The organism is Duganella violaceipulchra (assembly GCF_019166075.1).
GTDB classification, from domain to species: Bacteria; Pseudomonadota; Gammaproteobacteria; order Burkholderiales; family Burkholderiaceae_D; genus Rugamonas; species Rugamonas violaceipulchra.
Genome location: NZ_JAHTGR010000022.1, coordinates 14,091 through 35,229 on the forward strand (window position 1 = coordinate 14,091; position 21,139 = coordinate 35,229).

Here is a 21,139-nt window from a genome sequence, read left to right on the forward strand (position 1 = left end):
GCTTCGTGTCAGATGAATTAGATTCAGATTCCTCATGGATCACACTCCACAATCGCTCCGACCGGACCATTCCGGTTAAGCCAGCCTCGGTGATCGTGATCGAAGGCCTGTTTGCCCTGTATGACGCGGACTTGTGCGACATGATGTCGCTGAAGATCTATGTCGACACCGCCTCCGACATCCGCTTCATCCGCCGTATGCAAAGGGACATTACCGAACGCGGCCGCTCGGTGGAAAGCGTCGTCAGCCAGTATCTGGAAACAGTGCGTCCGATGCACAAGCAATTCATCGAGCCGACTAAGCGCAACGCCGACATAATTATTCCGCATGGTGCTAAGGCCCGGCGGTCGACATGATTACCACAAAGGTGGCGAGCGTTATCGGACAGTTGAAGCGGCCCTGACTTCATCGGTGGGAGTCCTGGACGACGGAATCAATGTAGTCGGCCCAGTCTTGCATCATCCTCCCGCGCTCGGCAAGAAACTGCGCACGATCATATGCGCTGGCGACCTTGTCCTTCGGCGCGTGTGCCAGCTGGCGGTCAACGACTTCGTGCCGATACCCCAGTCGCTCCTTGATCGTGCTCATCGCCAGCGCACGGAAGCCATGGCCCGTCATGCGGCCTTTGTAGCCCATGCGTTCAAGAGCTACCAAAATGGTGTTGTTGCTGATTGGTCGTTGATGATCTCTTTGGTTCGGAAAGAGATACTTCCCCTTGCCGGTTATAGCGTGCAATTCTCGCAGTAGTTCGCATGCCTGGCGAGACAAACAAACGTGATGATTGGTCATGTCCGGATTGACGGTCAGCTTGCCACGCTTCATGCGCTGCCACGGAATGATCCATTCGCACTTCTCCAGATTGATCTCGCTCCATGGCGTTTCGATCAGTTCACTCGTTCTGACGAACACCCAGCAACATCAGGCGAAGCGCGATGCGCGTTGGCTGGAACATGCGGGCTTCGTTTCGTTCAATTGCACCGAGGAAGGCAGGCAATTCATCCGCATCGATGGCCGCGAAGTGAGAGGCCCGACGCGTCTTGAGCACGTCCGTCATGTCGACCACAAGGTTGCGGTCAGTCAGGCCGCATTGGATCGCGTAACTGAAGATCTTCTTACAGACGGCCTTCAGTCGATGGGCGATTTCAGCCGCGCCGCGTTCTTCGATTTTCCGTAGCGTGGTAATGATGTCGCGGTGCTTGAGTTCATTTATCGGACGGCTTCCAATCTCAGGGAAGATGTCGGCTTCAAGCCGCTGGATCATGTTCTTGGAGGTGCGCTCACTCCACGTCGGCACTTTGGTGGCGTACCATTCCCGTGCGATCTTTTCAAAAGTATTGGCGGCCTCTTCAGCTGCGCGGCGCTTGGCGTCGTCGCGATGCCTGGCTGGGTCAACGCCTTGGCGTATCAGTCTTCGCGCCTCCAAGCGCTTTTCTCGCGCTTCCTCGAGCGTTACTTCGGGATAGGGGCCGAACGTCAGGATGTTCTCTTTGCCGTTTGTTTGCCGAAACTTCATCCGCCAGATACGAGACCCACCTGGCGCGACTTCAAGATAGAGCCCACCACCATCAAAAATCCGGTAGGCTTTCTCCCGGCGCTTTGCATTTCGAACCTGCATCTCGGTCAGCGGAACGATGAGTTTTGCCATGGCCACTCTCCTCGGCAGTTGTCAAAATTACTTTAGACAGCGCTATGAGGGTATGGTTTCGAGATAGGGGTAAGAGGGCTCTGTTTCATACCCTCAAAAAAGCTGGATGCTGCTGGACAGTGGGAGCCGTCAGAATACAAAAAAGCCGCTGTAGCAGGGGCTAAAGCGGCTTTTTCTGGACGTCTGCGGACTTGCTGAGACTGCCCAATTTGAATCCTTGGCGGAGAGAGGGGGATTCGAACCCCCGATAGGCTATGAACCTATACACGCTTTCCAGGCGTGCGACTTCAACCACTCATCCACCTCTCCTGCATATCTTCCCCTTCCGGAGAAGCCGCGAATTATAGCAAACATTCCCGAGAGTACAAAGTTTATTTCCCCAACCTCAGGAAGCTTCCTTCAACTGCTCCAGAATCGCCGGATTCTCCAACGTGGACACATCCTGCGTAATCACCTCGCCCTTGGCCAACACCCGCAGCAAGCGCCGCATGATCTTGCCCGAACGCGTCTTCGGCAGGTTATCCCCGAAACGAATCTCCTTAGGCTTGGCGATCGGACCAATCTCCTTGGCCACCCAATTGCGCAACTCCAGCGCCAGCTTCTTGGCCTCATCCCCAGTCGGACGCGCCTGCTTCAACACCACGAACGCGCAGATCGATTCACCCGTCGTGTCATCCGGCTTGCCCACCACCGCAGCCTCGGCCACCAGCGGATTGGCCACCAGCGCCGATTCAATCTCCATCGTGCCCATGCGGTGGCCCGACACGTTCAACACGTCATCGATACGCCCGGTGATGGTGAAGTAGCCCGTATCCTTGTTCCGAATCGCCCCATCGCCAGCCAGATACATCTTGCCGCCCAACTCATCCGGGAAATAGCTCGACTTGAACCGCTCAGGATTGTTCCAGATGGTGCGGATCATCGAAGGCCACGGACGCTTGACGACCAGGATGCCGCCCTGCCCGTTCGGCACGTCCACACCAGCCTCGTCCACGATGGCCGCCATGATGCCCGGCAGCGGCAAGGTGCACGAACCCGGCACCATCGGCGTCGCGCCCGGCAGCGGGGTGATCATGTGGCCGCCGGTTTCGGTCTGCCAGAAGGTGTCGACGATCGGACACTTCTCGCCGCCCACCTGCGTGTAGTACCACATCCACGCTTCCGGATTGATCGGTTCGCCCACCGTGCCCAGCAAACGCAGCGACGACAGGTCGTAATTTTTCGGATGCACTTTCGGATCCACGTCCGACGCCTTGATCAGCGAACGGATCGCCGTCGGCGCGGTGTAGAAGATGCTGACCTTGTGCTTGGCGATGGTGTCCCAGAAGCGGCCGGCGTTCGGGAAGGTCGGCACGCCTTCGAATACCACTTGCGTCGCGCCCACCGCCGTCGGACCGTAGGCGATGTAGCTGTGGCCCGTCACCCAGCCGATGTCGGCCGTGCACCAGTACACATCGGTCGGCTTGATGTCGAACGACCACTTCATCGTCAGCGCGGCCCACAGCAGGTAGCCGCCGCTCGAATGCTGCACGCCCTTGGGCGTGCCGGTCGAACCGGAGGTGTACAGGATGAACAGCGGATGCTCGGCATCGACCCACTCCGGCTCGCATTCGGCCGACTGGCTGGCCACCAGCTCATGCAGCCACAGGTCGCGACCGGCCTGAAAGTTGATGTTGCCGCCAGTGCGCTTGTAGACGATCACGTCCTTGATGGTGTCGCAGCCGCCCAGCGCCAGCGCTTCGTCGACGATGGCTTTCAATGGCAGGCTCTTGCCGCCGCGCATTTGCTCGTCGGCGGTGATCACGGCCACGGCGCCGGCGTCGATGATGCGCTCCTGCAGCGACTTGGCGGAGAAGCCGCCAAACACCACCGAGTGTGTGGCGCCGATGCGTGCGCAGGCTTGCATCGCGGCCACGCCTTCGACCGACATCGACATGTAGATGATCACGCGGTCGCCCTTCTTGATGCCGCGCGATTTCAGGCCGTTGGCGAATTTGCAGACTTTCTCGTGCAATTCCTTGTAGCTGACGTTGACCGACTTGCCGTCGTCCGCCTCGAAAATGATGGCGGTCTTGTCGGCGTTGCCGTTCTGCAGATTGCGGTCCAGGCAGTTGTACGAGACGTTCAGGTGGCCGTCCTCGAACCATTTGTAGAACGGCGCGTCGTCTTCGTTCAGCACCTTGGTGTACGGCTTTTGCCAGACCAGGTTTTCCTTCGCCAGACGCGACCAGAAGCCTTCGTAATCGGCCTCCGCTTCGGCGCATAAGGCGTTATAGGCGTCCATGCCGGCCACGGTGGCCTGTGCTACAAACGCCGCCGGTGGCGTGAAGATGCGGGATTCCTGTGGGCCTTGCTGTGTGGTGGTGCTGCTCATACTTGTCTCCAGAGTTTGTAGTCGTTTGTCATAAACATAAACTTCATCGCTTACTGAGCCCTTACAGATTGATAATCCCCGGCGGAGGATGTAATGCCCTATGTAATTTTACCAATATTTCATCAACTATACGTAGTACCCACACGCCACTGCGATTGCTGGGCAGCACGTGTAAAATGTCGGCTATCCCGTCAGCATGCACCAATTCAAGGAGTCCCGCCGTAATGACCAAGCCAGCACCGAAGCTGCGACCGCCTGCCCGCCTTTATCTTCATGACGCGCTGGCTCCAGTTGCCGCTTTGCCTGGGCTTGATCCTGACTGACCCACAACGAATCCCACTAAGCATCCCACTAACCCACGCGAGAACATCATGACCATCATAAAGCAAGAAGACCTGATTGAATCCGTTGCCGCCGCGCTTCAGTACATCAGCTACTACCATCCGGCCGACTATATCCAGCATCTGGCGCGCGCCTATGACGCCGAGCAAAGCCCGGCCGCCAAGGATGCGATCGCGCAGATCCTGACCAATTCGCGCATGTGCGCGGAAGGCAAGCGCCCGATCTGCCAGGACACCGGCATCGTCAACGTCTTCCTGAAGATCGGCATGGGCGTGCGCTTCGAGGGCTTCTCCGGCACCGTCACCGACGCCGTCAACGAAGGCGTGCGCCGCGCCTACAACTTCGATGACAACAAGCTGCGCGCCTCGATCGTGGCCGACCCGCACTTCGACCGCAAGAACACCAAGGACAACACGCCGGCCGTGGTCCACATGGAACTGGTCGAAGGCAACACCGTCGACGTCAAGGTCGCGGCCAAGGGCGGCGGTTCGGAAAACAAATCCAAGATGGTCATGATGAATCCTTCCGATTCGCTGATCGACTGGGTGCTCAAGACCGTGCCGACCATGGGCGCCGGCTGGTGCCCGCCAGGCATGCTGGGCATCGGCATCGGCGGCACCGCCGAGAAGGCGATGCTGATGGCCAAGGAAGTGCTGATGGAAGACATCGACATGTACGAGCTCAAGCAACGCGGCCCGCAGAACAAGCTGGAAGAACTGCGCATCGAACTGTGCGACCGCATCAACGCGCTGGGCATCGGCGCGCAAGGCCTGGGCGGCCTGACCACCGTGCTGGACGTGAAGATCCTGACCTACCCGACCCACGCCGCCTCCAAGCCGGTCGCCATGATCCCGAACTGCGCCGCCACCCGCCACGGCCACTTCGTGCTGGACGGCTCCGGCCCCGCCTACATGACGCCGCCTCCGCTGTCGACCTGGCCTGACGTCAGCTGGGCGCCGGACACCGAAAAATCCAAGCGCGTCGACCTGAACACGCTGACCAAGGAAGAAGTCGCTTCGTGGAAGCCGGGCCAGACCCTGCTGCTGAACGGCAAAATGCTGACCGGCCGCGACGCCGCGCACAAGCGCATCCAGGACATGCTGGCCAAGGGCGAGCCGCTGCCGGTGGACTTCAAGAACCGCGTGATCTACTACGTCGGCCCGGTCGATCCGGTGCGCGACGAAGTGGTCGGCCCGGCCGGCCCGACCACCGCCACCCGCATGGACAGTTTCACCGACATGATGCTGGAACAAACCGGCCTGATCGCGATGATCGGCAAGGCAGAACGCGGCCCGGTGGCGATCGAATCGATCAAGAAGCACAAGTCGGCCTACCTGATGGCGGTCGGCGGCTCGGCCTACCTGGTGTCGAAGGCGATCAAGGGCGCCAAGGTGCTGGGCTTTGCCGACATGGGCATGGAAGCGATCTACGAGTTCGACGTGGTGGACATGCCGGTGACGGTGGCGGTCGACGCCGCCGGCACCTCGGTGCACGAAACCGGTCCGAAGGAATGGAAAGCCAAGATCGAAGCGCTGAACGTTGCTATCGTCACCGCCTGATGCACGCCGCCCGCTCTCCCGGTGCCCCGATCGGTGTCTATGACTCCGGCGTGGGCGGGCTGTCGGTGCTGCGCCACATCCGGGCGCGGCTGCCGGCGGAAGACTTGATCTATTTCGCCGATTCCGGTCATGCGCCCTACGGCGAAAAAACCGAACAATACGTGGTCGACCGCGCGCTGCTGGTCGCCGCCTTCCTGCTGGAACGCGGCATCAAGGCGCTGGTGGTGGCCTGCAACACCGCCACCGTGGCCGCCATCAAGGCGGTGCGGGCGCGCTATCCCGATCTGCCGGTGGTCGGCGTCGAACCCGGCCTGAAGCCGGCCGCCGCCACCACCCGCAACGGCAAGATCGGCGTGCTGGCGACGGCGCGCACGCTCAAGGGCGAAAAATTCCTGCTGCTGCGCGAGCAGATCGGCGCCGCCACCCAGGCGCAGTTCCTGCTGCAACCGTGCGTCGGCCTGGTCGACCAGATTGAACTGGGCGACCTGGAAACCCCCGCCATCGCCGCGCTGCTGGAGCAGTACGTGGCGCCGCTGCTGGACCAGGGCGCCGATACGCTGGTGCTCGGTTGCACCCACTACCCCTTCGTCCAGGCGGGCATAGAACGGGTGTTGCGCGCCCATGGCCATGCCGACGTCACGCTGATCGATACCGGCGACGCCGTGGCCCGCCAACTGGTGCGCCTGCTGGACGCCGCCGGCCTGCTGCGCCCGGCGCGTACAGCCGCCGAGGCGCCCGCCGCGCTGCGCGGCTACACGACGGCGTCCGTCAGCGCCCTGGCGCCGGCGTTCGCCAACCTGCTGGGCCTGTATCCGCCGGTGGAAAAGATTGATGTTTAAGCAAAGTGGAATTTTTTGAAGAAACTTCACATTTAGATTTGCAGGATTCAAAACTGGCTTGTATAATTCGGCACCTGTCTACGAAACAGTAGACAAAGTGAAGTAAATCAGTGGTGGCTGTAGCTCAGTTGGTAGAGTCCAGGATTGTGATTCCTGTTGTCGTGGGTTCGAGCCCCATCAGCCACCCCACAGAATACGTAGGAAAATCAAAGGGTTACGCGCTTGTCGCTGTAACCCTTTTTTGCATTCTGCGCTGCATGATTGACTCATGTAACCGCTGTGTAACCCAATCCCACCAATCGTCCAGGGCGCCCGCAGCTATCGCGGTGCACGACGAAACTGCCTCAAGGTTGCCACGTCGGCCCTCCTTAGGTCTACAGTCCCGCGCCGACCATTAATTCTGCCAACGGGACATTCAACGATTGAGCAATCCGCACAAGGTGCAGCAGGCCCGCGTTTTGCTCACCCCTTTCGATAGCCCCTAGGTACGAGCGGTCAATGCCGCTGATATGAGCCAATTCCTCTTGCGAAATCCCTACCGCCAACCGCGCGGCGCGCACAGCATCGCCAAAGGCGACTAGTACGGGTTCTTTTGCATTGGGCGAGGTTATTGGCATCCGGCGATCTTCGCGGTATCATCCGCGCCACGCCACGGGTGATCTTCCCCATTCTAGCGGACCAACAATTTCAACAGGGTAGACACTTGAAAAGAATAATTTTGGCGAGCTTATCGCTCGTCGCCGGCTGCGCCAGCAACACCGGCATCATCCCCATCGGCACCGACACCTTCATGGTCAGCCGCCAAGCCGCGACCGGCTTCAGCGGCTCCGGCAGTCTCAAGGCCGAAGCGTTCCAGGAGGCAAACGCCTACTGCGCGGCCCGAGGTAAGTCCTTGCAGGTCGTCAGCACGCAAGAAGCACAGCCGCCCTTCGTATTCGGCAATTACCCGAAGGCTGAAGTGCAGTTCATGTGCTTGAATGCCGGTGACGCGGAGCTGGCGCGGCCGAAGCTGAAGCCAAAGGCCGACGTGACCGTTGAAGTGAAGAAGGCGGAGTAGACCACGATGCCGGCTGAGACCATAGAGATTTTGCCGCCGGTGCAAGCCGAGGAGGAGCGCGAACGGATACGGCAGCAAGCGCTAGTCGATAGCGCACGCAATCTATCGATTGACGAGCGCTACGTTCTCCGGCGCTTGGTCAATCTGGTTGCTCAAGACCCAGACACCGCAAGCCGCCCCGCTGGCAAGCTCATCACGGTCTCCGTGATCGAGTTCGCCGCGCACGCCGGAATCACCTTCAAGGTGGCGCGTCGCCGCCTCGACATGGCCGCCTACGCCCTATTTGAGCGGAGCGTTAGTATCCACTTTCATGACGAGGGGACTATTTTCTGCTGGGCCGAGAAACTAGGCTACACAGAGGACTACTATGAATTGCGCTTCTCCTCGACCTTCATCAGGTATCTGGAGTGGATCGTAGGCGACATTCGAGCTGGCGCAAGTCGGCCATTGATCTCGTTCGCAGAGGCCATCAACGCGCCGGCCGTCGTGGCGCGCGGCGCGAAGGTGCCGGGAGACCTTTCCATAGTCCATATCAGCCGCCTGAAGGCTCGCACCAAGCGCCCCAAGTCGATGAAGTGGTGGCAACTGAGGGAGCGGGTCGAGAAGCGGCTAAAACAGCTCCTGTCGCGTGACGAAGTGCTTGATGTACTGGACGCGGCAGACCAGAAAAGCCCACTGGCCAAGATGCGCGGCAAATATTATGACTACAGCCACCGCGACATTGCCGGCCTATATGACTGGATCATGAAGAACAAGGACAAGCCGGACTTCATGGAGTTTTAGACGACGTTGATACGCCCCTCCCAAATCATGCATACATTTTCTTTTCAATACACATCGTCCACTGATGACACGGACTACGGCATGCCAGAGGGCGGCTACGCTATCACGCTGCATGGCGATACCGGCAAGCCTACCCGTTTTGAGCTTGAGAGCGTTATGGGCAACACGCCAAGGGCATTTCTTCGGCTGGCCGCAAATGCCGCGCCGCAGGAGTTAAAGTTCGAAATCAAGGATGAGCGTGACCAGCTTGACCACTTACGATCAAAGCACTATGTGCTGCATGTGGTGCGCAACGACGGCAGACCAATGCAACAGCACGAAGTGCAGCTCGCCCTTCTTCTATACACAATGGAACGCACAACGGAGCCAGTTTTCTCACTCCCTGGTTCGACTCTGAGGACTCTCCTCCTAGCTGAACGATCATTGAGTGAGGCGCTGGTTGCGGCAATGGAGAACGCTACGCCTTGGCAGCGTGATGTTCATATCCTCGATGAAGGAGTTGCGGCAGGGTTGGTGGAACTTGGCCTGGTCACGCCCACTGATGAAGCCGATCACTACGCCCTCATGGACATCGAGGTGCGCTGACACTCGCGCGGCCATTCCGATAATGCGATACTAAATGCCATGACCCGCTTCTCGCCCCCGATCATCCACCAATGCCCGGCCTGTGCTGGTTACGTGGCCCGCCATGCCTTGATCTCGATGTTCATGGACGGCTTGGACCACTGGAGCGATGGATGTTCCTCTGGCGTCTGGAACTTCATGCATGGCCCCGTCGCGCGCTGCCCGCAATGCGCCGCAGTCTTCTGGTGGGAAGATACCCCGGAGGTCCAGCGGCTTACATGGGCGCCACGTTCGATTGGGCCGATCATGCGCGCCCTGACCTGGCTGACTGGCGACCGCAGTGGGCGCCTGAAAGAACTGCGTGAGTGGCAGGCTATCGCGGATAATTTGAAAACCGCCGAACGAGCAGACACTCCAGACTATGTTGACCTTTTCCGCGCGCTGGCGCAGCTCGATCCATCAAAGCCCGACCGTGAGATTTACCTGCGCCGCCGGATATGGTGGATCGCAAGTGACCACCTGCGTCACCGTAATCCCAAGGCCGTCATGGAAAGCCAGCCTGCTGTGCCAGAGGGCGAGGCCATCGCCAACATCCTACGCCTCCTGGAGCTGTTTGAGCACGACATGAAGCACCAAGTGGAACGCGGCGAGCTATTGCGCCAACTGGGGCGGTTTGACGAAGCGGTGGCAGTACTCAAGGCCGTGAAGCCAGACGGGTACTCCGAGGTCAAAGCCATGAAGATTGAACGGCTTGCGCGGGCGCGAGATTCAGCATTGCGGTTACTGTCGGGCGGGGAGGTCGAACGCCAATATCAACGTAGTCGCGTATGGTGAGGCCCGGGCTGATCAGGGGGGCAGCACTTCGACATCGGCCAAGCAGGGCAGATCATCAACAAGGCCGGGGTGCTGAACGAAAGCCGACGCTCACCAAGGCTGCGCCCTTCCAGATCGATTATAAAGCCTATAGGGCGTCAAATAACGGATTGGCATACTCGGCAGGGCCGCTGTACCGCTAGAGGCGCTGCGGCCCGTTCCAGCGCTTCTGGTGCGACACCCCAACGGGGAGCACTGGGCACAGTAGCCTCAGGATCGTGATGGCAGTAGCCTACTACTGCCCCATCGGTGGTCCGCGTCGTTATCATACCGGCCAGCACACGGACAGCGATGTGCTGCGCAATTCCGTTCTCAGCCATGTATGCGGCGGCATCGGCGGCGCCGAGCATTTCCCTGAATACGATGGCCACTTCTACCCGCTGCGCCGTCAGTCTGTCCAGTCGTCTCAATTCGGTCATATCAGCCCGTCGGCTGCTGGTCGGAATTCCATTTTTAGATCGTGCCGGAAGCACAGAGCTGTCTGCTTGATCCAGCTCAAAACGTGACTATCTTTCTTCACGCCCTGCTCGGTAAGTGCGGGTCGGGGCTGCTTGCTCGGCCACCGCCCAATCCGGCTGGCACAGCCACCCTTGTTGCAGCGTGATGGCAGGCCGATCCGCATGGGCCGCTACATGCTCATACCCGGACAGCTCGAAGCTATCCGTGGACATCCACTCCAAATTGGCATCTAGCAAAACGCCCCGCCCGTAAGCGGATGCCGACGCTGGCGCTCCGATATCCGCCCGTACTGTGGCGCGACCAAGCGTCTGGTCCAAGAGGCACACAACCGATAGCTTGCCGCTCAGGGTCGTGGCGTACCTGTCGACCAACTCGCGCCGGGCGATCTGTTCGCCATACCTGTACAACGGCACAACCTTGAAGCCATCCACTTCCGCCGGTAGCGCCAACTGACATAGCCATGACTGGCTGTAACCTTTCACTCCATGCGATTCACGTAGCTGTGCGACCCCGTTCAGGACAAACTTTCCGCCCCTGAGCCAGAACAGCCTCGGCATGACCAATTCATCGATTGCCCGGCGCTGGCCACTGGGAATGAGACGCGCCACCTTGGTCGGTCTGCGCTGCCCTTGATCGGTCACTTGCAGCATCACCAACTCCAACGGCTCATCCGACTCCCCGATCTGAACGGGCTGATCTAGCGCGGCGCCGCCATCCAGCCGGCGCTGAACCCAAACCTTCACTTGACGCTCCAATTAATGCTGTATATACGTACAGTATATTCCATTTTGGAACACGGTATCGTCGTTTTTATGTGCGACCGGCTCGATCAGAGCGACATCGACAGGGTGCTCAGCGATTTCAGTTGGGCCAAGGAGGTCATGCGCCGTAGCCACGCCGAGCCGCTTTTCAACGCGGCGCCAGGCACCATGCGGCCAATCTTGCGCGTCGACGGCGGGAAGATCGCGCTTGATGACCGCTGGTGGATGTACAAGGCACCAGGATCGCCCAGCACCGTGAGACAGACGCCGAACGCGCGGCTCGATAAGATCGCTGGCAGGTACTGGGGCCGATTGCTCAAGGCCGGCCGGGTCATCGTGCCGGCAAATGGCCGGTACGAATGGACAGGGGAGAAGCCAAACAAGCAGCCATGGCATGTCCACCGCGCAGATGGAGAACTGCTCTACATGGCCGCGCTGACGGCTTGGGGCACGTCCAGCGAGGACAAGAACGCCACGGGGTTCGCCATCGTCACTGATGATGATGAAGGCGGCATGGTTGACGTGCACGACCGGCGCCCTGTGATCTTTACAGCCAGCGACGCCGCTACTTGGATGGACCCGAACCTATCGGGCGAGCAGGCGGCAGAACTTGCCCGCTCGGTCGCCCTCGGTCCCGACAAGTTCGCTTGGTATAAGGTCAGCACGGCGGTGGGGAACTCGCGCAACCAAGGGCCTGCGCTGGCCGCTCCGCTGGCTCCCGGGCTGTTTGACTAGACCTCAGTACGCTGTCAGACCTGCGCGCTGCCAGTGCGCTTGTCGGGCAACGTGTCGACATACTCTTCGATGCGTTTCAGGCTTGCCATAATCGGCGCAAAGATCGCGGCAGCCGTGTCCGCAACGGGACCATCATCAACTGCGGGCGATGCAGGCGTGGCAGTAGCTGACTCAGAGTCGAGGTTATGGGCTGCGGGGCTGACGCGGAGCCGGGAGACGAAATCTATAACGAAGCGCATGGGCCTAGGGACGAAGTTGTGGATGACGCATTCATCATTGCAGGCGATGAGCAATTCGACCGACTAGTTTTACGCTTTTACCCATGCGCGCGAAAAAAAATTGATCTTTTCTATGCGCGAAATTTTTGACGGGGCGACCGACGGCATAGCGCGAGATGGGGGGGGGCTTCGGCCTCCCCCCTGGTCCTGCCGGTACTCCGCTGATCCACGCATTCTAGCTACCTAGCAGCGTACGGTACGGATCGAGGAGACCACGGGGCTGTGCCCCAGTGTAGAACGGACCTCCTGGGAGAGAGAGCAGATTGTCGGAAGTTGTATCGTCTCGATGAGTCCTGATGTATGGTAGGTGCCACAATGGCCGTACCACCTCCACGTACGCCCGCACCCCCAATCGGTCTTCGACATAAAATCGATAGCCGCCATCAACTAGCCCGACAACTTCGGCTACAGTCCAAGACCGCAAGCCGCTGGTGACTGCCTCTATGTGTTGAGTTGTTACAGTGAGCAGTGTGAAAATGCTCACGCCTTGGGCCGCCGACATACGGACGCCAGTCAATTTGATTTCTGGAGCTAAAAGCATGATAAAACCTTAATAAAATGTTATTGAGGAACCATGCTGATAGCGTGCTGATATTGCACCCGGTCAACCCATCACGTCCTTGGGCAGGCCACAAGCTGTTTCCGATTAATGGATCTACTAGATCTAGTGTCTTTCAGAGACCGCAACACCGATTGTAGTGTGCGCCTTGGCAAAGTCAACAATTTTTCTGCATTTTTCACGGTACTGTATTTTTGCCACCTGGGCTTACGCGGGCGTGACGATTCCTAATATAGGTATCCTCGCCCGCCGCATTCATGCGGGTTTGCGGCCGATGTGTGTAATATTTTGTGTAAAACCGTGGGGAAACCGCTCTGACTCCTTGTCCAGAACTTTGCACGGTGGGATACTTATTGCCTCTTTGCCAATCAAAGGAGGTATGTATGCGCATCACCTATTTCCTGCCCCTTTTGATGGGGGCCGTATTCTTGGCATTCGGCGGCGCTCTGTCCATCATGCTGCCGACCGCGAACGAGGTCTGGAAATACAGCTTGCTGGCAGCAGGCTGCGTATTACTGGTGATTAGCTACTTTGTGGCAAAAAACGGCTCAGCCATACCACAGGCACGCGGTGGGCGTGGTGGCAAAGCTAGCGCGCCTGGGGAGAAGGCCGATGCGGTTGGCGGTGTAGGCGGCAACGCGAATGGCGGTATCGGTGGCGATGGCGGCAGTGCAAGGGCTACCGGAAAAGGTTCCCGCGCCAAGGGGGGCGCAGGCGGATCGGGCTAGTTTTCACCGCTTGTCTTGGGGCGCTTGTCCAGCGGTGCAGCGAAGTGTTTCAACAGTGCGTTGGCAAGTTCAACGGCAACGGCTGCCGGAATCGTAATCGCGTTCGTGAAAACCGGCATCCGTGGTCCGTCGGGTCTCCTTGGCCCTAAGTTCCCGAATACAAGGCGCACGGAGTCTGGACTCTCAACCGTATACGCCCAGCTCACGCCAGCGAATTCCGGCATACCCGGCCGATAGCAGGCTTCCCAGGTTTCAGCCGTTAGCCCGTCAATCAATACAGGTTGGTCGCTCATAAGTTTCTTTCTACCGTTTTCGATATGCAAAAAATACAAGAAAAAGCCGACGGTGGCAATGCCCATGCGGAAGGCGATTACAGCTACGCAGAAGGCGGGGCGGCCGGGGACTCATTACGTGGACTAGGCGGCGATGGCGGACATGCGCATGCCATTGGGGCGAACAGCATGGCTATCGCCGGTCGTGGTGGACGCGGTGGCGTAGGCAAGGGAGGGCAAGGCGGGGATGCCGTCGCGCTACACGATGACAGTATTTACTACGGTGGCGATGGGGGAGAAGCCAACCAGCACGATGGACGCGGTGGACGCGGCGGCGCGCCGCAGATGTTGGGAATCATTGACGGCGCGGAGTATGCGCGCAGAGCCGCCATGAAGCTGCCGTATGGAGCGCCAAACACGTTTGTTGGTCGCGGAGGGGATACTCCGGACACTCCGCAATATATGGCGCGCCGATTGATTGTTGAACGCATAAAGATCGCGTACTACGTCGCACAAGGCATTCCGACGGAGGGCGTGATGGCATTGGGTCGTGGATTTCGCATGATGCCTGAGGAGTGGCAGCGGTCGCTTACGGCAAAATATTCTGACGTTTGGTATGACCGAGAAATCGTCCCCCTCACCTGGATCAATGAACAAGTCCGTCAAGCGGGCAACAAATGGACTGTGGCCATCGAGGCAGAAGAATACATATTCGCCGACAGCGATGCCCCAGTGTGAAGGTTGCACCAATCAATCATTAAGGAGAAGCAAGTGGCATTTTCGACCTTTGAAGAAGTCGGCCCCTGGGCCGAAGAAAACGGTGGGGCCGACGGTCTCCGGCAAGCACTTGCCGGCGGCCGATTCGGCAATGAACTACGAAGCATCATGTTCGCGCAGGAATGGCTACGCCAATTCGATCAGGCTGAGTCGGAGAAGCGGCAGACCGATGCGCTCATCGCTACCGCGCGCTCCGCAGCAGCTTCAGAGCGCGCGGCGTTCTGGACAATGATCGCTGCTTGCGCGGCGGCTGCCAGTACGGGGCTGACCCTTGCACAGGCACTTGGGTGGCTATCTCGCACCTAAAACAACAATATGGTTGCCCCCGCCGCACGCCTATATCAGCGGACAAGCCAGCCCAAATCCTCTATCCAGGTGTAAGGTGACGCGCCTCTTGCAGTGCTACCTCAATGCCGCCACTCGGACCGCATCGCCTTGAGTCGGTGCCCTCCCCAACGCCGTGCTGGCAAACTCGGCTTTAGGCAAGACGCCCGTGTTACTATTCCCACAATAAGTATTCTCTCCGACAAGTAGTCAGACCAGCAAATTAACTTTTCTGTGGTACTGGATGGATAACCAAGCGCGATTCGATTTCTACGAAAAACTATACTTCCATGAAATGGAAGCGCGTGAGCAGATGACTACGCGCCTTCAGATTCCGTTGGCCTTGCTCATTTCTACCATCGGCATGCTGGGCTTCATGGCGCAGAATCTTGACCGGGGGCGAGTAAACGGCTGGTACTACGGCTTTGAAACGGCCTTTTTGATTGCCGCCTTGTTTATTTTGGTTAGCGGTTGGTACTGCGTAAAGTCGGCTTGGGGTCATGAATACGCTGTTTTGCCGGTGGCAACCGCCTGGCATACATATCACGCCGATTGCACCGCGCTCTATGCCAGCCAACCTAGGAAACAACGTACTAAATTGATATGCGGTGCACTGAAGAACGCTGTTCGCGAAAAATACGTTGAGTGCGCGACTGTGAACGCCTCTATCAACGAAACGAGATCTTTCGGATATCACATGACCATTAAGTATTTTGTGATTTCGGCAACTTTTGGATTTGCTGCATTTTTGTGCTATTTCTTTGGCGAGCTAGATAAGTCCATCCACGCAAAACCTACAGAGATCAGCGTAGTTTCCTCCGTACCAATGAAAGGAGTTCCGATGGCAACCCGTCCCGCCCCCCCCCCTCCGCCGCCAGCGCCACCAACTCGCCACGTCCGCGATGACCGTAAGCCAGCCCAGCCGCCGAAGCCGCCAACGAGGGGTGCACATGGCGACTAAACCAGTACCGCCACCGCCTCCTCCACCACCTCCTCCTTCGCGCTCAATTAAGACGGACGTGACGCCGATCAAGCCCACTGCGGGCGGAATCCCTCCCGCTAAGAGGCAGTAGTTTGGTCCCGCCCACTGGGAGTGGGCGGTACTCGTTCAGCTGCCAAGAGGACACCAAGCCGATGAGGTGCAGCTTCTGCCTAGCTTGTCCCGACGCCGGCATAACGTCAAAATCAATCGCATACAAGCCCTTGAGGAAAAATGGATACCACGCATAGCATCATCAAGGAACATCTTTCTGGCGACGAAGAACGTGTTGAGTTTTCGTTTAGGACTGGCACTGTCGATCGACATGGCTACATTTCGCGCAGCGCGCTGCTACAACTCGACGGCCCTGCGGGGCACGATCTGATGTGGATTTTCACTGCGCATAGGCAACTTATTGCGGAAGCCGCCCTTGCCTATGTCACGCGCCATCCAATGGCAGGGGCTATCGCGTTAGGTAGCAACGATTTCTGACTTCTAATACCTCAGAACGCCAGATGCTAGGTCGCGCGCGAAAGGAGCAACTTGGATGTCGACATCGGTCTCTTGGGCTTGGTAGGCATTGAATGCACTTTACAAAAATTCGTTCACCTTGTGCTTGCCTTGCACAGAAAGCGTACAAGGCTTGAAACCCGCATAGATACTAGAGAAGTATATAAATAATATATAAAAATACCCCAACCTTCTCCCCTTCTCCACCCCACCCATACATTCGCACAGCGGTGCCTCAAAACCCGCAATACGCTACCTATACAGGGAATGTGCAAAAAAGCTGGATGTTCGCGGCTTCTCCTCGAAGGCCCTTTATCCATGCGGGTTACAGGCCGATCATGCATGAGAAACCAGGTGGATATTCGGTGGATGTTGGTGGATGTTCGGCGTGGCCACGTTGACCTCCGATCTGGCCTCCCAGTATAGTGCGTCGCCTATACATCAACGCTGCCTGCGACACGCCACCATGACCGTCAATCTACTGCCTACGCTACCAGAAGCGCTGCAAGTCCTGTCCCAGACCACAGGCAGGCCCTGGACCCGTGCCATGTTCTTCAACGCCGTCATCGCCAACTCGTTGCCGCTGCGCGCCACCACGCCCATTGGCTGCAATCCAGTGATTGAATCGATAGGGGAGCAGCGCAATGCTCACTTTCCTCCTTTGGGGTATCGACGGCACGCTCTGCTGTCGCGGGCTACGACCATGAATCTGGCGATGCATGGCGAGGCGACCACCACCGGCGTGGCGCTCGAACCGGGCGACCCGGATTACATGACCTGGCAGGAAATCAAGGCCCGCCGACTGCATCGAGCACATGAACTGGCGCATGCGCCGCATACCGTCGAGCAGTTGGATGCACAACCTCATTGGGAACGGTGGCTCCCTGAGGACTTCATGGGCGAGTCCGAGGTGTTCATGCTGTCACAGTGGGTGACGGTCACTGACGAAACTTGCCGCGTCCCGACCGAGACCATCGAGGAATTGCAGGCAAATGGCGCACCAACCGCAGAGCAGCCTCACAGCCATAGGGCTATCGTCGGCATCAAGCACCTTATCAAACGCAATTCTATGGACGGGCCAATCGAGGCTGCCATTAAGCGGGCGGGCACGATGTCCAGCGGCGCCGTTTGGATTCACCTCCGTGACTTGGCTCTGGACGGCACGCCGCCGTTCACAGGGTTGGTGGAGGATGAGCGACTACACTTCACCGACGACAAAAACCGACCCACGTCGCTGAGCAAGAACGCACTCAAAATGCGGTTGGTCAAGCATCGGAAATCAACGGGCCAGTAATGCCTATCGCGTTCGACCGGCCGAAATCGGGTAAGGGTAGGTAAGGGTTGGTAAGGGTTAGGAAGCGACATAGCGTCGAATGCACTGACCACTGGAATGCTGGTGACTCCTTTAACAACGAGACGCACCATGTTCCCTTCCTCCCTGCAATACAACCCACAACAGTGGGTCGCGCCGAACGCCGCGACGGCATACGGTCAATTCCTGTACAACACCAGCGCCGCCCGAGGCCAAAACATCGTCGGCAGCAACGACAGCAAGCCGGCCCGCCAGCATGTCGCATTCGCCCACCCCTCGCTGCGCGGCGAAAAGCGTACCCACGTCGGCACCGCCTGCGCGGCTCACTGGCTCGGTCGCAAGCAGCAAACGCTGCGCAGTTGGGCATGCTTGGAGGACGGGCCGATCCGCCCCATCCGCATCAATGGCCGCCTGGCGTGGCCTGTCGATGCGATCCGCCGCCTGATGGGCGTGGAGGGCATTCAATGATCGCTGAAGCCATCAAACTGCCTCTGCCCCAGCGCGCCACCAATCCGGCGCTGGACTACGCACTGGCCTACGCAAAGCGTGGCTGGGCAATCTACCCAATCAATGGCATCACTGACGGTAAATGCGATTGCCGCCACGATCACCCAGCCGTTCACAATGGTGCGCATCCGTGCAGCTACTTCACCCACCTGACTTCGACGTGCGACCCAGCCATCATTGTCGGCTGGGTTGAAAAGTGGCCCAACATGAACTTCGCCGTTGCGACTGGCCGCAAACAGGAAGGCAGCGACTACGTACTGGCAGTGGTTGAGGCGCCCGCAGACGCCAAGCTGGGCGAAGAGGCAATGGCTCAAGTTGCAGCGATGATCAATGGTACCTTCCGCACCTGCGGGCAGGTACTCACCCCTCACGGCACGCGCCACGTCTACGTCGAGGTGACGGCCGAACAGGATCTGAACTTCGGCAGCATCCAAAACGCCAAGATTCACGCAAAAAACGGCAGCGTCATGGGCGCCGGCTCGCTGCACCAGTCGGGTGCCACCTATCAGTGGGAAGGTCATCCGCTGCCGGCAGGCACGGTCATCGCGGGTAGCGCCCATCTGAGCGTGACGTCCAAGATGACCGCTACCGCGATGGTGGTCAACACGTCGGCAGCCGTCCGTGCAGAAGAACAGAAACCAATCGAAGACGACGCCATTACGTCTTGCGTGCCGGATGCCGCATGCACCGATTTCCAGGCAATCGGGCAGGATGTCACCATGCGTATAGCCGTGAACCGCGCCATCGCCGCCGAATACAGCAATGCCGGCTTCAAGCTGTGCCGCATCGCCACGGGCAGCAAAGGGCCGAAAACCAAAGGCTGGCAAGACAACCCAATCACTCTCGATCAAGTAAACCACGAAGGTCTGGGTCTGATTCACGCCCTCTCTGGCACCTGCGCCATCGACCTGGATAACTTCGAGAGCGCAGTGGCGTGGTTCGAGGCCCGCGACATCGACCTGCTCGCCTTGCTGGCCGCTGACGACGCCGTTCAGATCAAATCCGGCCAACCGAACCGTGGCAAATTGGTATATCGCCTGCCGCCGGGCATCGCGCCCCTGGAGATCGTGCAAGTCAAGAATCATGACGGCTCGATGCTGATTGAATTCCGTTCCGCCAGCGTCAAGGGCTGCCAAGACGTGCTGCCGCCGACCATCCATCCGACCACCGGCAAACCCTACGAATGGGCTGGCGCTGGCGATTTCAAGAACCTGCCGGAGCTGCCACCAGCCCTGCTGACCTTGTGGCAAAGCATGCTGGTCACGAAGGCCGCCATGAATTCGCCAGCAAAGCCTGCTGCCGCCCCCGTGGGTTACCGCATTCCAGAGGGCGGCCGCAATAACGCCCTGTTCAAGCTGGGCGGTAACATGGCCCGCCTCGGTCTGCAGCCAGAGAGCATCCGCGCCGTCCTCAACATCGAGAATCAACACCGCTGCACGCAGCCGCTGCCAGAGCACGAAGTAAACAGCATCGCCAAGAGCGCAGCAACGAACAGCTACGGCGCCAAGGAAGCAGCAGACAGCATGTTCGACGCCGACGACCTCGATGAGGAAGCGCTGGCACTAGCCGAGAAGGCCGTTGCTGAAATTGACAAGGCGAACAGCGTGGTCGATGCTGTAGAACAGGCAGAGCTGCCCGGCGTGATGAGCGATATCGCCGCCTGGAGCGCCCGTACCGCGCGCACTGTTCAGCCAGCGTTTGATCTGTGCACGGCGCTCGCCGCGTGCTCCAGCGTGCTGGCCCGCGACTTCATCGGGGCCAGCGGCTCGCACACCAATCTATACAATGTGGCCGTTGGACCTTCCGGTTGCGGCAAGGAGAATGCACTCCGTACGGTAATTAAGATCCTTGATGCCTACGATCCAGAACGCCGCGCAGGGAAGCCGGCAAGTGACGCCAGTGTGCTCACTGTCATGGGGCGCAATCCGGCCAGTACGTTCGTCATGGATGAGCTGGGCGAGGTGCTGCAAAGCGTTTTCGATGCGAAAGCAGCCAGCCATCAAGCGCGCATCGGCACGGTGTTTATGGACCTGTACACCAAGGGCGGCGAGACGTATCGCGGCACGGAGTACGCCGTGCAGGACAGTAAGAAGGTAAACGGCCGCGAACGTACTGACCTCGCCAGCCCCTGCCCCTCCATCTTTGGCGCCACCACTGCCGTGACACTGTTCAAAGGCATGTCAGACGACGTGATCGGAAGTGGATTCTTGCCGCGCATCCTGTTTTTCCGCGCGCCCGACAAGATCCCAATGCCCAATTTCGACTACGAAGACGCGCCGATGCCTGAATCAGTGAAAGCCTGGCTGGCAGCGATCAAGGCGCGCGTAGGCGAACACGCGCAAGCAATCAAAGAAAAGGGCGACCTCATCGGCGTGGCCAACCATCGATACCAGCCAATTATGGTGCCCTACTCCGCCGCCGCTGCGCGGCTGGTACGGCAAGCCCAGTTGGACATCGTTGACCGCCGTAATGCCTGCGTGGATGAGTTGGAGAGCACTATGCTGACCCGCACCGTCGAGAACGCGAGCCGTGTTGCGCTGACGTTGGCGCTGGCCGCCGCCCCATGGGCGACCGAAGTCGGCGTCGAACACTTCAAATTAGCGCTGGCAATCGTCACCAACGCTGCGAACGCCTTCATGGCCGACATCCGCTCGCACCTCTTCGGCAGCAAGTACGCCAAGATTGAGGCCATGGCCTACAAGCAGATCGCGGCCTACTTTAAGAAGGAAGAAAAGGCCATCACCGAGCGCATTTTGGTTGATCGCTGCAAGGTGTACGGCGCGGTGCCCCAACGGGACCGTGAGCAAGCCATCAAGGCGCTGCTGGCTCAGGGCAAAATCACCAAAGGTACTGGACGGACCAACGCCGTTATCACCTACCTGCCGCGCGCCTAATCAGCCTC

24 protein-coding genes and 2 tRNA genes are annotated in these 21,139 nt (G+C 59.0%); 18 read left to right on the forward strand and 8 right to left on the reverse strand.

Annotated elements, in window-relative coordinates; all coding sequences use genetic code 11:
• The first annotated feature begins 89 nt into the window (after positions 1 to 89).
• Positions 90 to 356 (forward strand): nucleoside/nucleotide kinase family protein, encoded by a 267-nt coding sequence (locus tag KVP70_RS28605; RefSeq protein ID WP_262311803.1) that lies wholly within the window; start codon positions 90 to 92, stop codon positions 354 to 356.
• Between the two features lie 49 nt (positions 357 to 405).
• Here the strand turns inward: KVP70_RS28605 and KVP70_RS34480 are convergent, their stop codons facing one another.
• From KVP70_RS34480 to acs, 4 genes are all read right to left on the reverse strand, one after another.
• Positions 406 to 909: a tyrosine-type recombinase/integrase gene (locus KVP70_RS34480; RefSeq protein WP_262311802.1), complete on the reverse strand. Its 504-nt coding sequence runs from the start codon at positions 907 to 909 to the stop codon at positions 406 to 408.
• Positions 890 to 1,645, reverse strand: a complete 756-nt coding sequence (locus KVP70_RS34485) for a tyrosine-type recombinase/integrase (protein ID WP_229225158.1) — start codon at positions 1,643 to 1,645, stop codon at positions 890 to 892. The genes KVP70_RS34480 and KVP70_RS34485 overlap by 20 nt, the downstream gene beginning before the upstream one ends.
• Positions 1,646 to 1,863: 218 nt before the next feature.
• A tRNA-Ser gene (locus tag KVP70_RS28615) sits at positions 1,864 to 1,954 on the reverse strand.
• A 76-nt stretch (positions 1,955 to 2,030) separates the two neighbouring features.
• Positions 2,031 to 4,019 carry an acetate--CoA ligase gene (acs, locus tag KVP70_RS28620; protein ID WP_217945793.1) on the reverse strand — a complete coding sequence of 663 codons (1,989 nt, stop codon included), beginning with the start codon at positions 4,017 to 4,019 and terminating at the stop codon, positions 2,031 to 2,033.
• A gap of 371 nt (positions 4,020 to 4,390) precedes the next feature.
• Between acs and KVP70_RS28625 the strand changes: the two genes are divergently transcribed.
• From KVP70_RS28625 to KVP70_RS28635, 3 genes are all read left to right on the forward strand, one after another.
• Positions 4,391 to 5,920 (forward strand): fumarate hydratase, encoded by a 1,530-nt coding sequence (locus tag KVP70_RS28625; RefSeq protein ID WP_217945794.1) that lies wholly within the window; start codon positions 4,391 to 4,393, stop codon positions 5,918 to 5,920.
• Positions 5,920 to 6,759: a glutamate racemase gene (murI, locus tag KVP70_RS28630; protein ID WP_217945795.1), complete on the forward strand. Its 840-nt coding sequence runs from the start codon at positions 5,920 to 5,922 to the stop codon at positions 6,757 to 6,759. Before KVP70_RS28625 ends, murI begins: the two co-directional genes overlap by 1 nt.
• Before the next feature lie 113 nt (positions 6,760 to 6,872).
• Positions 6,873 to 6,948 (forward strand) — tRNA-His (locus tag KVP70_RS28635).
• Between the two features lie 185 nt (positions 6,949 to 7,133).
• On the opposite strand, the gene KVP70_RS28640 is transcribed toward KVP70_RS28635, so the two are convergent.
• Positions 7,134 to 7,376 carry a helix-turn-helix domain-containing protein gene (locus KVP70_RS28640; RefSeq protein ID WP_217945796.1) on the reverse strand — a complete coding sequence of 81 codons (243 nt, stop codon included), beginning with the start codon at positions 7,374 to 7,376 and terminating at the stop codon, positions 7,134 to 7,136.
• 101 nt (positions 7,377 to 7,477) lie between these two features.
• On the opposite strand from KVP70_RS28640, the gene KVP70_RS28645 reads away from it, so the two are divergent.
• The 5 genes from KVP70_RS28645 (at position 7,478) to KVP70_RS28665 (ending at position 10,542) form a co-directional block, all read left to right on the forward strand.
• Positions 7,478 to 7,816: a hypothetical protein gene (locus KVP70_RS28645; RefSeq protein WP_217945797.1), complete on the forward strand. Its 339-nt coding sequence runs from the start codon at positions 7,478 to 7,480 to the stop codon at positions 7,814 to 7,816.
• A 6-nt stretch (positions 7,817 to 7,822) separates the two neighbouring features.
• Positions 7,823 to 8,599, forward strand: a complete 777-nt coding sequence (locus KVP70_RS28650; RefSeq protein ID WP_217945798.1) for a RepB family plasmid replication initiator protein — start codon at positions 7,823 to 7,825, stop codon at positions 8,597 to 8,599.
• Positions 8,600 to 8,626: 27 nt separating this feature from the next.
• Positions 8,627 to 9,184, forward strand: a complete 558-nt coding sequence (locus KVP70_RS28655) for a hypothetical protein (RefSeq protein WP_217945799.1) — start codon at positions 8,627 to 8,629, stop codon at positions 9,182 to 9,184.
• Between the two features lie 39 nt (positions 9,185 to 9,223).
• A complete protein-coding gene (locus KVP70_RS28660) occupies positions 9,224 to 9,997 on the forward strand; it encodes a hypothetical protein (protein ID WP_217945800.1) in 774 nt (257 codons plus the stop codon).
• Between the two features lie 260 nt (positions 9,998 to 10,257).
• Complete coding sequence (locus KVP70_RS28665; RefSeq protein WP_217945801.1) at positions 10,258 to 10,542, forward strand: hypothetical protein; 285 nt, start codon at positions 10,258 to 10,260, stop codon at positions 10,540 to 10,542.
• On the opposite strand, the gene KVP70_RS28670 is transcribed toward KVP70_RS28665, so the two are convergent.
• Positions 10,543 to 11,238, reverse strand: a complete 696-nt coding sequence (locus KVP70_RS28670) for a hypothetical protein (RefSeq protein WP_217945802.1) — start codon at positions 11,236 to 11,238, stop codon at positions 10,543 to 10,545.
• Positions 11,239 to 11,253: 15 nt separating this feature from the next.
• On the opposite strand from KVP70_RS28670, the gene KVP70_RS28675 reads away from it, so the two are divergent.
• Positions 11,254 to 11,991 carry an SOS response-associated peptidase gene (locus tag KVP70_RS28675; RefSeq protein WP_229225159.1) on the forward strand — a complete coding sequence of 246 codons (738 nt, stop codon included), beginning with the start codon at positions 11,254 to 11,256 and terminating at the stop codon, positions 11,989 to 11,991.
• A 453-nt stretch (positions 11,992 to 12,444) separates the two neighbouring features.
• On the opposite strand, the gene KVP70_RS35425 is transcribed toward KVP70_RS28675, so the two are convergent.
• A complete protein-coding gene (locus KVP70_RS35425; protein ID WP_217945803.1) occupies positions 12,445 to 12,810 on the reverse strand; it encodes a DUF3892 domain-containing protein in 366 nt (121 codons plus the stop codon).
• Positions 12,811 to 13,211: 401 nt separating this feature from the next.
• On the opposite strand from KVP70_RS35425, the gene KVP70_RS28685 reads away from it, so the two are divergent.
• Positions 13,212 to 13,556: a hypothetical protein gene (locus KVP70_RS28685; protein ID WP_217945804.1), complete on the forward strand. Its 345-nt coding sequence runs from the start codon at positions 13,212 to 13,214 to the stop codon at positions 13,554 to 13,556.
• Here KVP70_RS28685 and KVP70_RS28690 read toward each other — a convergent pair.
• Positions 13,553 to 13,915 (reverse strand): hypothetical protein, encoded by a 363-nt coding sequence (locus KVP70_RS28690; RefSeq protein ID WP_217945805.1) that lies wholly within the window; start codon positions 13,913 to 13,915, stop codon positions 13,553 to 13,555. The two genes, KVP70_RS28685 and KVP70_RS28690, sit on opposite strands and share 4 nt — an antisense overlap.
• A 102-nt stretch (positions 13,916 to 14,017) precedes the next feature.
• Here KVP70_RS28690 and KVP70_RS28695 point away from each other — a divergent pair, with 102 nt between their 5' ends.
• From KVP70_RS28695 to KVP70_RS28725, 7 genes are all read left to right on the forward strand, one after another.
• The gene (locus KVP70_RS28695; RefSeq protein WP_217945806.1) at positions 14,018 to 14,566 is read left to right on the forward strand and encodes a hypothetical protein; all 549 of its coding nucleotides are present in this window, start codon (positions 14,018 to 14,020) and stop codon (positions 14,564 to 14,566) included.
• A gap of 33 nt (positions 14,567 to 14,599) precedes the next feature.
• Entirely contained in the window at positions 14,600 to 14,911 is a 312-nt protein-coding gene (locus tag KVP70_RS28700) for a hypothetical protein (RefSeq protein ID WP_217945807.1), read from the forward strand.
• Positions 14,912 to 15,173: 262 nt separating this feature from the next.
• Entirely contained in the window at positions 15,174 to 15,890 is a 717-nt protein-coding gene (locus KVP70_RS28705) for a hypothetical protein (RefSeq protein WP_217945808.1), read from the forward strand.
• Positions 15,891 to 16,142: 252 nt separating this feature from the next.
• A complete protein-coding gene (locus KVP70_RS28710) occupies positions 16,143 to 16,400 on the forward strand; it encodes a hypothetical protein (RefSeq protein ID WP_217945809.1) in 258 nt (85 codons plus the stop codon).
• 565 nt (positions 16,401 to 16,965) lie between these two features.
• Complete coding sequence (locus tag KVP70_RS28715; RefSeq protein ID WP_217945810.1) at positions 16,966 to 17,712, forward strand: hypothetical protein; 747 nt, start codon at positions 16,966 to 16,968, stop codon at positions 17,710 to 17,712.
• Positions 17,713 to 17,841: 129 nt separating this feature from the next.
• Positions 17,842 to 18,198 (forward strand): hypothetical protein, encoded by a 357-nt coding sequence (locus KVP70_RS35045; protein WP_307730292.1) that lies wholly within the window; start codon positions 17,842 to 17,844, stop codon positions 18,196 to 18,198.
• Entirely contained in the window at positions 18,195 to 21,131 is a 2,937-nt protein-coding gene (locus KVP70_RS28725; protein ID WP_217945811.1) for a bifunctional DNA primase/polymerase, read from the forward strand. The genes KVP70_RS35045 and KVP70_RS28725 overlap by 4 nt, the downstream gene beginning before the upstream one ends.
• Positions 21,132 to 21,139 lie beyond the last annotated feature (8 nt).